An 11,789-nucleotide genomic window follows, 5' to 3' on the forward strand; every position below is an offset into this window, starting at 1 on the left:
GTGACTGTCTCCGGGACGAGCGCGCGCGCACACACCATCGACACCGTCGAACACGCCGCCAGTACCCCCGACCAGCCCCAACCGTTTCATGAACTCGGCCTCAAGGACGACGAGTACCAGCGGATCCGCGAGATCCTTGGCCGCAGGCCCACCGACACCGAGTTGGCGATGTACTCGGTGATGTGGAGCGAACACTGCTCGTACAAGTCGTCCAAGGTGCACCTGCGCTACTTCGGCGCGACCACCACCGACGAGATGCGCGCCGGCATGCTGGCCGGCATCGGCGAGAACGCCGGTGTGGTGGACATCGGCGACGGCTGGGCCGTCACCTTCAAAGTGGAGTCCCACAACCACCCGTCCTACGTCGAGCCCTATCAGGGCGCGGCGACCGGCGTGGGCGGCATCGTTCGCGACATCATGGCCATGGGCGCGCGGCCGGTCGCCGTGATGGACCAGCTTCGGTTCGGCGCCGCCGACGCGCCCGACACGCGCCGGGTGGTCGACGGGGTGGTCCGCGGCATCGGCGGCTACGGCAACTCGCTGGGGCTGCCCAACATCGGCGGCGAGACGGTCTTCGACGCGTGCTACGCCGGCAATCCGTTGGTAAACGCGTTGTGCGTGGGCGTGTTACGCCAGGAGGACCTGCACCTGGCGTTCGCCTCGGGCACCGGCAACAAGATCATCCTGTTCGGTGCGCGCACCGGGCTCGACGGCATCGGCGGGGTGTCGGTGCTCGCGTCGGACACCTTCGACGCTGAGGGATCCCGCAAGAAGCTGCCCTCGGTCCAGGTGGGCGACCCCTTCATGGAGAAGGTACTCATCGAGTGCTGCCTCGAGCTCTACGCGGGCGGTTTGGTGATCGGCATCCAGGACCTTGGCGGTGCGGGATTAGCTTGCGCCACTTCCGAATTGGCGTCGGCCGGAGATGGCGGCATGGCGGTCCAACTCGACACCGTCGCGTTGCGGGCCAAGGACATGACGCCCGCGGAGGTGCTCTGCAGCGAGTCGCAGGAGCGGATGTGCGCGGTGGTGGCACCGGAGAACGTGGACGCCTTCATGGCGGTGTGCCGCAAGTGGGAGGTGCTGGCCACCGTGATCGGAGAGGTCACCGACGGTGACCGGTTGCGGATCACCTGGCGCGGCGAGACGGTGGTCGACGTGCCGCCGCGCACCGTGGCCCACGAGGGGCCGGTGTACCAGCGGCCGGTCGCACGGCCCGAGTCGCAGGACGCCCTGAACGCCGACCGGTCAACGCGCCTCCCGCGCCCGAAGACCGGGGAGGAGTTGCACGCGACTCTGCTTGCGCTGCTGGGTAGCCCGCACCTGTGCAGCCGCGCCTTCATCACCGAACAGTACGACCGGTACGTGCGCGGCAACACCGTGCTGGCCGAGCACGCCGACGGCGGCGTGCTCCGCGTCGACGAGGCCACCGGCCGCGGCATCGCGCTCTCGACCGACGCGTCGGGGCGCTACACGCTGCTCGATCCCTATGCCGGGGCGCAACTCGCGCTGGCCGAGGCCTACCGCAACGTCGCCGTCACCGGCGCCACCCCGGTCGCGGTCACCAATTGCCTCAACTTCGGCTCCCCGGAAGACCCCGGCGTGATGTGGCAGTTCTCCCAGGCGGTGCGGGGGCTGGCCGATGGGTGTGCGGCGCTTGGCATTCCGGTGACCGGCGGTAACGTCAGCTTCTACAACCAGACCGGCTCGGTGGCGATCCTGCCCACGCCCGTCGTGGGCGTGCTCGGCGTGCTCGATGACGTCGCCCGGCGCATCCCCACCGGCCTGGGCGCCGAACCGGGCGAGACCCTGATGCTGCTGGGAGATACCCGCGACGAGTTCGACGGTTCCATCTGGGCGCAGGTAACCGCCGACCATCTGGGTGGCTTGCCGCCCGCGGTCGATCTGGCGCGCGAAAAGCTGCTGGCCGAGGTGTTGAGCGCGGCGTCTCGCGACGGGCTGGTGTCCGCGGCGCACGACCTATCGGAAGGCGGCCTCGCGCAGGCCGTTGTGGAGGCGGCGCTGGCGGGTGAAACCGGTTGCCGCATCGTGCTTCCCGAGGGGGCCGATCCGTTCGTGATGCTGTTCTCCGAGTCGGCGGGGCGGGCCCTGGTGGCGGTGCCGCGGACCGAGGAGAGCCGGTTCCGGGCCATGTGTGAGGCGCGCGGACTGCCGGCGGTGCGCGTCGGCGTTGTCGACGAGGCCTCGGCCGCGGTCGAGGTTCAGGGCCTGTTCACCGTGTCGCTGGCCGAACTGCGCGAGACGTCCGAGGCGGTGCTGCCGCGGCTGTTCGGATGAGCCGTAGCGGCAAACCCTGATGGGGGACAGCGGTTTTCGTCGGACCCAGGTGTTCTCTCTGGCCGCCGCCCTGGTCGGCTGGAGCTTCGTCGGCCCGCGACTGCCCACGGCTTGGCGGAGCGCCCTCCAGGCGGGTGCGGCCGGGTTGCTGGTGCTTGTGACGCGCGCACCGCTGGGGCTATCTCCGCCGCGGCTGTGGTCGGGGCTGCGCCTGGGGTCGACGGCCGGTGCGGCGGCGGCGACCGTGATCGCCGCGACGACGACGGTGCCGTTGGTGCGGGCGTCCATGGCCGACCGTGAGGCACCCGGGTCGGCGCCCGGCTGGCTGCTGCTGCAGATTCCCGTCGGGACCGTCTGGGCCGAGGAGGCCGCCTTCCGTGCGGCGCTGACCACCGCCGCATCCGGTGCCTTCGGCGCGCAGGGCGGAAGATTGTTGCAGGCGGCGACCTTTGGGCTCTCCCACATTGCCGACGCGAGGGCGACGGGCGAGCCGGTGCTGGGCACCGTGCTGGTGACGGGCGTCGCGGGCTGGCTGTTCGCCTGGCTCGCGGACCGCTCCGGCAGCCTCGCCGCGCCCATGCTGGTGCACCTGGCCATCAACGAGGCCGGCGCGATCGCCGCGCTTAGCGTGCGGTGGCGTCAGGGGTTGATGGTGTAGTCGCCCACCTGGCGGCCCCATACGTGCTCGACGAAAAGTGGTGAGCCGAGCTCGAAGTGGTTGTAGGGAGCCATGCTTGCGCCGGTGTCCATCACCAGAAACGGCGCCGGCCACAGCTGCCGGGTGATCGTCTGCCAACAGCCCGGCCGCCCGCCGGGGCCGCCCCTGGCATTGGTGCGGGGCAGATTTTCCGGCCAGATGTACGGGTTCGGCGCCCCGGCGATCGCGCCCGCGGCGTGTGCGCCCAGCGAGTAGCCGTTGTCGCCGAGGGCGTTGTGGATCTTGGGCCCGACCTCCGCGAAATTGCGGATGGTGCAGAAGATCTCCGGACTGTACTCGTCGAGCAGCTGGCTGGAGGTGACCAAATCGCCGGCCCCCCGTGCAAGGTATGGGCCCCCGCGGCCGATGACGTCGGCGCCCGTGTCCCCGAGCCCGGCCGCGGCGAGCAACGCGGCATCCAGATCGACTTGCTGGCGGTTGAGCGTGCGTGCCGCGGTCACCGCGTGGTCGAGCGCGGCCCACAGGTCCGGCGAGGCATTGGCGTAGGTCTCGCCGAGAGCGGCCAACCGCGCGACGTCGGCGCGGATTTCGGGCATCCGCGGGTTCACGTCGTCGAGGATCGCGTTGCCGTTGATCAGGGAGGCGCCGAACCTGGCGCCCAATCCGGTCAGGGCTTGCGCGGCCGCGCTGAGCGTCAGGTTCACCTTGACCGGGTCGACCTGCTGCGCGATCGAGACGAGCGTCTCGAACACCGTGTTGAACTCAGTGGTGACCGACGTCGCCTCGATCACCGTCGTCGGTGTGATCGGTTGCGGCGCCGGCCGCGGCGGCGAGCTCAACGCGACGTACTTGTTGCCGAACACCGTGGTCGCCTTGATGGTGGCCGCCACGTTGGCCGGGATCAGCTTGAGGTACCTCGGGGTGATGTCCAGTACCAGCTTGGCGGCAGGCGTGCCGTCACGGGTGATCTCGGAAATGCCGACCACCCGGCCTATCTGGACCCCGTTGTAGGTGACCTTGGAGCCGGGGTCCAAGACCAGGCCGACCCGGGCGGCCACCATGGTCAACTTCGTCGTGGGCGTGAGGTCACCGCGGAACTGCAGGTACAGCAGCGACCCGACCAACCCGATGATGACCACCGTCACGAGCCCGACGGACCTATACGGTGGCCCGCGCCGCACGCGCCGACGCCCCATGAGTTTGAGACCCTAGGGTATGGCCGCCCGTCAAAAGGCCGATCCGGCAAAGACTCAGCAGGCCGTGTTGGCCGTCGCGGACTGGCTGCGCGACGAATCCCGGCCGGCCCCCGACCGCGAGAGCCTCGGCGCCGCCGTTCGGCTCACCGCCCGCACCCTGGCCGCCGCGGCACCCGGCGCCAGTGTCGAGGTGCGGATTCCGCCCTTCGTCGCGGTGCAGTGCATCGCCGGCCCCCGGCACACGCGTGGCACGCCGCCCAACGTGGTGGAGACCGATCCGCGGACGTGGCTGCTGCTGGCGACCGGGATGTTGTCCTTCCAACGGGCGAAGGACGGCGGTGCGCTGGGGCTTTCCGGCTCTCGGGCCGGTGAGATCGAACACTGTCTGCCGCTGTTCGATCTCGGCTGAATAGTAAGCCTGAAGTGCAGGTTTACAGTCGGGCACGGGAATTTTCGCCCTGCAACACGCGCGGTTAATTCGCGGTCGCGGGCGTCGGACCCGTAGACTCCGTTACGTCACCAACCGTTCCCCAGGGAGCCCCCCAATTGTGACCAACCAGGAACCCGAGCAGGACCTGAACTCGCCCCGTGAAGAGTGTGGTGTATTCGGGGTCTGGGCCCCGGGTGAAGACGTTGCAAAGCTCACCTATTACGGCTTGTACGCCCTGCAGCATCGCGGGCAGGAAGCCGCGGGCATCGCCGTCGCCGATGGATCACAGGTGCTCGTGTTCAAAGACCTGGGCTTGGTCAGCCAGGTTTTCGACGAGCAGACGCTCGCCGCGATGCAGGGTCACGTGGCCATCGGCCATTGCCGCTACTCAACCACCGGCGACACCACCTGGGAGAACGCGCAGCCGGTGTTCCGCAACACCGCAGCCGGCACCGGTGTCGCCTTGGGGCACAACGGAAATCTGGTCAACACCGCCGAGTTGGCCGCCCGCGCCCGCGACGCGGGACTGATCGCCCGGCGCTGCCCGGCACCGGCGACGACGGATTCCGACATCCTGGGCGCGCTGCTGGCGCACGGCGCGGCGGATTCCACCCTCGAGCAGGCGGCCCTGGACTTGCTGCCCACCGTGCGTGGCGCGTTCTGCCTGACGTTCATGGACGAGAACACGCTGTATGCGTGCCGCGATCCCCACGGCGTGCGGCCCCTTTCACTCGGTCGGCTGGATCGCGGCTGGGTGGTGGCCTCGGAAACGGCGGCGCTGGACATCGTCGGCGCCTCGTTCGTGCGCGACATCGAGCCGGGCGAGCTCCTGGCGATCGACGCCGACGGCGTGCGCTCCACGCGCTTCGCCAACCCAACCCCCAAGGGCTGCATCTTCGAGTATGTCTACCTGGCACGCCCGGACAGCACGATCGCCGGCCGGTCCGTGCACGCCACCCGGGTGGAGATCGGCCGCCGCCTGGCCCGCGAATGCCCGGTCGAGGCCGACCTGGTGATCGGTGTCCCCGAGTCGGGCACCCCCGCCGCGGTCGGATACGCGCAGGAGTCGGGCATTCCCTACGGGCAGGGCCTGATGAAGAACGCCTATGTCGGGCGGACCTTCATCCAGCCGTCCCAGACCATCCGCCAACTCGGTATCCGGCTGAAGCTCAACCCACTTCGTGAGGTCATCCGCGGCAAGCGGCTGATCGTCGTCGACGACTCGATCGTGCGCGGGAACACCCAGCGCGCGCTGCTACGCATGCTGCGCGAGGCCGGGGCCGTCGAAGTCCACGTCCGGATCGCCTCGCCACCGGTGAAATGGCCCTGCTTCTACGGCATCGACTTCCCGTCGCCGGCCGAGCTGATCGCGAACGCCGTGCAGGACAAGGAAGAAATGCTCGAAGCGGTGCGGCACGCCATCGGCGCCGACTCCCTTGGCTACATCTCGCTGCGCGGCTTGGTCGCGGCGTCCGAACAACCCGCGTCGCGGCTGTGCACCGCCTGCTTCGACGGCCGCTATCCCATCGAGCTGCCCGAGGAGACGGCCTTGGGTAAGAACGTCATCGAGCACATGCTCGCCAACGCCGCGCGCGGAGCCGGGCTCGACGAGCTGGCGCCCGACGAAGTCCCGATCGTCCACTGACGGACGTCCGGTTCGCCCCTTCCACGACGTTTGATTACGGCGGTCGGCGGCGCCCGGTAGCCTTTATCGCGATGACGGATCCCGGAAAAAGCCCCGGACGAAACCCGGGCAGCCACGGCATCACCTACGCGTCGGCCGGGGTGGACATCGAGGCCGGCGACCGTGCCGTCGAGATGTTCAAGCCGCTGGCGACGAAGGCGACCAGACCAGAGGTGCGGGGCGGCCTGGGCGGGTTCGCCGGGTTGTTCGCTTTGCGCAACGACTACCGCGAACCGCTGCTGGCCGCGTCCACCGACGGTGTGGGAACCAAGCTGGCGGTCGCCCAGGCCATGGACAAGCACGACACCGTCGGCCTGGACCTGGTCGCGATGGTGGTCGACGACCTCGTGGTCTGCGGCGCCGAGCCGCTGTTCCTGCAGGACTACATCGCGGTGGGCCGGACCGTGCCCGAACGCCTCAGCGCCATCGTGGCGGGTATCGCCGAGGGATGCGTGCGTGCCGGCTGTGCGCTGCTGGGCGGGGAAACCGCCGAGCACCCCGGCCTGATGGAACCCGACCACTACGACATCTCGGCGACGGGTATCGGCGTCGTCGAGGCGGACGACGTGCTGGGGCCCGATCGCGTCAAACCCGGCGACACGATCATCGCGATGGGCTCCTCCGGCCTGCATTCCAACGGCTACTCGCTGGCCCGTGCGGTGCTTCTGGAGATCGATCGGATGAACCTCGCCGGCTACGTCGAGGAGTTCGGCCGCACGCTGGGCGAAGAGCTGTTGGAGCCCACGCGGATCTACGCCAAAGACTGCCTGGCGCTGGCCGCGGAAACGCATGTCCGCACCTTCTGCCATGTCACCGGTGGCGGGCTCGCCGGCAACCTGCAACGCGTCATCCCGCACGGCCTGGTCGCCGAAATCGACCGCGGGACCTGGACGCCCGCACCGGTGTTCGCGATGATCGCCCAGCGCGGGCGGGTGACGCGCGAGGAGATGGAGAAGACGTTCAACATGGGCGTGGGCATGGTCGCCGTTGTCGCGCCGGAGGACACCGACCGCGCACTGGCCATCCTGACGGCCCGCCACTTGGACTGCTGGGTGTTGGGCACAGTGTGCAAAGGCGGAAAAGAAGGCCCGCGGGCAAAGCTCGTCGGGCAGCACCCGAGGTTTTAGAAGGCGAAAGCCGGGTCAGCGCCGAATCGAAGCGGATTGCAGGGCCGGCACAGCGACGTGAGTCTTAGCGACGCCAGTCGTCGCTGTCTTCCCAGGAGTCGCCGACCCCGTCGTCCTCCGGCTCGCTGGAGTCGGCGGCATCCGACCCCGCCAGCTCGCGCTGAAGCCGCTGGAAGTCGGTCTGCGGAGAACTGTATTTGAGTTCTCGAGCAACCTTGGTCTGCTTTGCCTTAGCCCGGCCGCGGCCCATGGGGGAACCCCCTCGCGCAATAACGGAGCGGCCTAACGAGTAGGCGGCTCCGATCTCCTGGTGTCGTTATTGTCCTGCCGACAGTTTACCGTGCCTTACGGTTGGGCGTCGGTGCCCCCTGCCGCTGTGGCGGACGTCATTCACAATTATCTCGCACCGCCCCGCAACCGTTCAACGGCCAGCCGTCCCGCGCCGATCTGTTCCGTCGGCGGCAGCGAATCGGCGTCGATCACCGCGGCCACCGCGCCCTGCGGGCCGGTCGCCAGTTCGGTGTCGGCCGGCACCCCGCGCTTCAACAGCGCCAGGGCCACGGGCCCGAGGTCCACGTGATCCACCACGGTGCCGAGGCGGCCGATGGCGCGCCCGCCGGCCAGCACCGGGTCACCCGTCGAGGGACGCTCGACGGAGCCGTCGAGGTGCAACAGCACGAGCATGCGGGGCGGTCTGCCGAGGTTGTGCACGCGGGCGACGGTCTCTTGCCCGCGGTAACAGCCCTTGTCCAAATGAACGGCGCTGCCGATCCACCCCACCTCGTGCGGAATCGTGCGCTCGTCGGTGTCGACGCCCAGTCGCGGCCGCAGCGCCGCCACCCGGTGGGCTTCGTAGGCCCAAACCCCCGCGGGCCGCAGGCCGGCCTGCACCAGACGTTCCTGCCAACCGGCGGAGTCGCCACGGGGGACCAGCAGATCGAGTTCGATCTGCCCGGCGGGGGCGCCGGGCATCCGGCGCACAAAGCCACCGCCGGCCAGCGGAAGCGCCGTCAGCTCGGCGGGCAGCGCGTCCAGGCCGAGCACGTCGAGCACCGCCCGGTCGGCCAGTCGCGGACCCAACAGCGAAAGCACGGCCATGTCGGCGGCGGCCGGGGCGACATCCGACCAGAAGACCATCTTGCGCAGGTAGGCCAGCAGCGGCTCGCCCCGCCACGGTTCGGTGTCGAGGTAGGTGGTGTCGCCGAGTTCGGTCTGGATCCAGTGGTCCTCGACGCGGCCCTGGCCGTCGAGGCTCAGGTTCTGCGTGCTGGCGCCGTCGGGGAGGTCGTTGACGTGCTGGGTGGAGATGCTGTGCAGCCACTTCTGGCGGTCGCTGCCGGTCAGGGTGAGCACGGCGCGGTGCGAGCGATCCACCACTATCGCGCCGGTTTCCGCGGCGCGCTGCTCGCCCAGCGGGTCGCCGTAATGCCAAGTGGCGCCGGCGTCGGGTCCGGCCTCGGGTGCGGGTACTGCAGACATGTGCGCCGCTCCTCCCCATCGCTTCTCTCTGCATCGTCGCCGGCGCGAGACACACGTCAACTCTACGGACCCATGGGCCCCGTCCGACGAGCGTGCGGCCGGCTTTACGCTCGCGGCTACGCTTTATCCCCATGGCAGGCCAGATGGGTGTGATCGTCACGCTGGACGGCGCGATCCATCCGCCCGATGTGCCGCTGCTGCATGCCGACGACCTGGCTGCGGTCCGCGGCGACGGCATCTTCGAGACGCTGTTGGTCCGCGACGGCAGGCCGTGCCTGGTCGAGTCCCATCTGCAGCGGCTGACCCAGTCGGCCAGGCTGATGGATCTGCCCGAGCCCGACCTGCCCGCCTGGCGCAACGCGATCGGCCTGGCCACCGGGCAGTGGGCGGCGAACACCGCCGACGAAGGGGCGATGCGGCTGATCTATAGCCGCGGCCGGGAGAGCGGCACGGCGCCGACCGCCTACGTGATGATCACCCCTGTCCCCGAACGGGTGACGGCGGTTCGGCGCGAGGGCCTGGCCGCGGTGACGTTGGACCGCGGGCTGGCCGCCGCCGGTACCGGGACGATGCCGTGGCTGCTGGCCGGGGCCAAGACGCTGTCCTACGCGGTGAACATGGCCGCCTTGCGTCATGCCGCCCGGCAGGGCGCGGGCGACGTGATCTTCGTCAGCTCGGACGGCTACATCCTGGAGGGCCCGCGCTCGACCGTGGTGATCGCGACCGATGCCGAAACACCGGGAGGCGGGAACCTGTGCCTGCTGACGCCTCCGCCGTGGTATCCGATTTTGCGGGGCACCACGCAGCAGGCCCTCTTCGAAGTGGCCCGGGCCAAGGGCTACGACTGCGACTATCGCGCGCTACGGCTCGCCGATCTGCATGCCGCGCAAGGACTCTGGTTGGTCTCGAGCATGACGTTGGCGGCACGCGTGCACACGCTGGACGGTCGTCCACTGGCTCGGTCGCCGATGGCGGCCGAATTCGCCGCGTTGATCGACTCCGCGATCGTCAGCGATCGCTGAGCGCTGAATTGTGTTGTCGCCTCGCGGAATCCCGGGTACGGTCGGCCGTACACAAGGAAGGAGGTGGTCCGCGAAATTGATAGCTTCATGGACATGTGAGGTGGCTGCGCGCTAGCAGCAGTGGCTTTCGAAGAGCCGGCGGTATACGCGCGCTGGCGAATTCCCCGTAGCCACCCGGCCCCCGAGCTTCCGGTGTGTCCAACCGGTAACCACGCTCGGGGGCCGCTCCATATCAGGCGCCGTTACTGGCCAACCTTCGCGGCGATCTGCCCGGTCAGTTTGCCCGCTTGACCGTTCTCAGCGTCCGGGCCGCACAGCAACAGGTCGACGACCACACTCGACACCGCGTGCAGCGCGTGGTGGCAGAACCGGGTTCCCTCCGCCTCCGTCCGCTCCTGGAAGATCTTCGGCACGGTGCCGGTGACGTCGTCGAATTTCCATCCGGTGGTCTTGCCGTTGGTGGCGGTCACCGTCACCGATTGCCCGGCGCAGGCTTTCCACTTCTCCGCCGACGCCTGGACGAAGGCACCGGCCTTGTCGGCCGACGGGAAAGCCACCACCGATTCGAAGACCCGGTGGGCGGGCTCCTGGCCGGGACTGTGAACTGCCTGGCCGGAAACCGCGGTGTAGCCGCTCTCCCGGTACGCGGATTCCGCGATGGGCTCGTAGGCGCCCAGGCAGTCCGGGTTGGACAGGGTCCACCGGGGCGAACGCATCCCGCTCGTCTTGTCGGACACGACCAGGTTCGGCTCGCCCACTATCGCGCTCACGTCGGCGGGGCCGAGTAGATATGCGTCCAGATTCGGGACGTTCGCGGCGGTCGGGGCGCTCGGCGCCGCTGCGGTCGGTGTGCCCGTGGTGGCTGTCGGGGACGGCTTCGTCTTGCCGCCCTGCGTGGCCAATACGGCGACGATCGCGATCACGGCGATGACGGCCGCGGCCGCGCCGCCGATGATCATCAGCCGCTTGCTGGATCCACCTCCGGCACCCGCGCCCACCGCGGTCGGTGCGGCAGCCTTGGGCGGACCGCCGGTTGGCGCCGCGGCGTCGGGCTGCGGCGGGCCCGATGCCGGTGCCTGCGCCTTTTGCGTGGCCGCGCCGTCCGGCGAACCGTCCCTGGCCTCGATCTCGGCCAGCACGTTGTCGATCTCGGTGCGGGTGCGGTAGGTGACGTCATGGCGCAGGCGCAACATGCGCAGCAGTTGGCCGATGTCCCCGCGAGCGCTGGGATCGTCGCCGTCCTCGTCGAGCCCCTGGCGGAGTTCGATCAGCAGCTGGGTCTGCTGCTGCGGGCTGAGTTCCTTCTCGGCGAGGGTGTTGCCCAACCGGGTGATGTACCCGAACGGCACCGGCGGCTCGTCGGGCAGCGGGTCCGGCAACGGCACCGGCTTGCTTTGCAACGCGTGCACCGCCGTGACGAGTTGGATGCCCGCGTCGACGGTCGGTTCGCGATAGTCGATGATCTGCAACGAGGCAAGGGGATTCACGCGCATGCTGTCGATGTCGCCGATCCGAACCGGAAGGATCGGCCGATTCAGCGCCCGTGCGTAACGCAGCTCGGCCTGACTGGGCTTGGACTGCAGCCAATTGTTGGACAGCGCCACGATGAACACGTCACACGAGCGAATCTGCTCGAGAATCTTGTGCCACCACGACTCACCGCCGCCGAGCTCTTGATCGAACCAAACCTGTTGCTGTCCGCGGCGGAGCGCGGTCGTCAGGGCGTCGACCGTCGCCCTGTCCTGGCTCGAGTAGCTGATGAACAGCGGCATCGCGGTCTCCTACGGGCAGGCGTAGCAAACGGACGGGTGAAATCGGCGCATGCCGCTATTGGGCATGCGCCGATACCGTATCAGTGCCGGGCCGTGTCGGGCCGCGCAAATTTGCGGTCGCCC

The 11,789-nt window shown here is 69.2% G+C and carries 10 protein-coding genes; 6 read left to right on the forward strand and 4 right to left on the reverse strand.

The genetic code is table 11. The annotated features are described in order from the left end of the window. On the forward strand, positions 1 to 2,298 hold the full coding sequence (gene purL, locus A5692_RS10450) for a phosphoribosylformylglycinamidine synthase subunit PurL (RefSeq protein ID WP_068055384.1): 2,298 nt from the start codon (positions 1 to 3) through the stop codon (positions 2,296 to 2,298). Positions 2,299 to 2,317: 19 nt separating this feature from the next. Continuing rightward, complete coding sequence (locus A5692_RS10455) at positions 2,318 to 2,956, forward strand: CPBP family intramembrane glutamic endopeptidase (protein ID WP_068055387.1); 639 nt, start codon at positions 2,318 to 2,320, stop codon at positions 2,954 to 2,956. Here A5692_RS10455 and A5692_RS10460 read toward each other — a convergent pair. Beyond that, positions 2,938 to 4,152, reverse strand: coding sequence for an MCE family protein (locus A5692_RS10460; protein ID WP_068055390.1), 1,215 nt, complete (start codon positions 4,150 to 4,152; stop codon positions 2,938 to 2,940). The two genes, A5692_RS10455 and A5692_RS10460, sit on opposite strands and share 19 nt — an antisense overlap. Positions 4,153 to 4,171: 19 nt before the next feature. On the opposite strand from A5692_RS10460, the gene A5692_RS10465 reads away from it, so the two are divergent. The 3 genes from A5692_RS10465 (at position 4,172) to purM (ending at position 7,393) form a co-directional block, all read left to right on the forward strand. Then, positions 4,172 to 4,561: a sterol carrier family protein gene (locus A5692_RS10465; RefSeq protein WP_068055393.1), complete on the forward strand. Its 390-nt coding sequence runs from the start codon at positions 4,172 to 4,174 to the stop codon at positions 4,559 to 4,561. A gap of 139 nt (positions 4,562 to 4,700) precedes the next feature. Continuing rightward, the gene (purF, locus tag A5692_RS10470) at positions 4,701 to 6,227 is read left to right on the forward strand and encodes an amidophosphoribosyltransferase (RefSeq protein WP_068055397.1); all 1,527 of its coding nucleotides are present in this window, start codon (positions 4,701 to 4,703) and stop codon (positions 6,225 to 6,227) included. A 71-nt stretch (positions 6,228 to 6,298) separates the two neighbouring features. Beyond that, a complete protein-coding gene (gene purM, locus A5692_RS10475; protein WP_068055400.1) occupies positions 6,299 to 7,393 on the forward strand; it encodes a phosphoribosylformylglycinamidine cyclo-ligase in 1,095 nt (364 codons plus the stop codon). A 64-nt stretch (positions 7,394 to 7,457) separates the two neighbouring features. Here the strand turns inward: purM and A5692_RS10480 are convergent, their stop codons facing one another. Both A5692_RS10480 and A5692_RS10485 read right to left on the reverse strand, forming a co-directional pair. Then, positions 7,458 to 7,643 (reverse strand): DUF3073 domain-containing protein, encoded by a 186-nt coding sequence (locus A5692_RS10480; RefSeq protein WP_068055403.1) that lies wholly within the window; start codon positions 7,641 to 7,643, stop codon positions 7,458 to 7,460. Between the two features lie 146 nt (positions 7,644 to 7,789). Beyond that, the gene (locus tag A5692_RS10485) at positions 7,790 to 8,872 is read right to left on the reverse strand and encodes a folate-binding protein YgfZ (RefSeq protein WP_068055406.1); all 1,083 of its coding nucleotides are present in this window, start codon (positions 8,870 to 8,872) and stop codon (positions 7,790 to 7,792) included. A 149-nt stretch (positions 8,873 to 9,021) separates the two neighbouring features. Between A5692_RS10485 and A5692_RS10490 the strand changes: the two genes are divergently transcribed. Next, positions 9,022 to 9,894: an aminodeoxychorismate lyase gene (locus A5692_RS10490; RefSeq protein WP_082962573.1), complete on the forward strand. Its 873-nt coding sequence runs from the start codon at positions 9,022 to 9,024 to the stop codon at positions 9,892 to 9,894. A 242-nt stretch (positions 9,895 to 10,136) separates the two neighbouring features. On the opposite strand, the gene A5692_RS10495 is transcribed toward A5692_RS10490, so the two are convergent. Next, positions 10,137 to 11,666 (reverse strand): sensor domain-containing protein, encoded by a 1,530-nt coding sequence (locus A5692_RS10495; RefSeq protein ID WP_068055412.1) that lies wholly within the window; start codon positions 11,664 to 11,666, stop codon positions 10,137 to 10,139. Positions 11,667 to 11,789 lie beyond the last annotated feature (123 nt).

The sequence above is a fragment of the Mycobacterium sp. E342 genome, assembly GCF_001667665.1.
In the GTDB taxonomy this organism is placed as follows: Bacteria; Actinomycetota; Actinomycetes; order Mycobacteriales; family Mycobacteriaceae; genus Mycobacterium.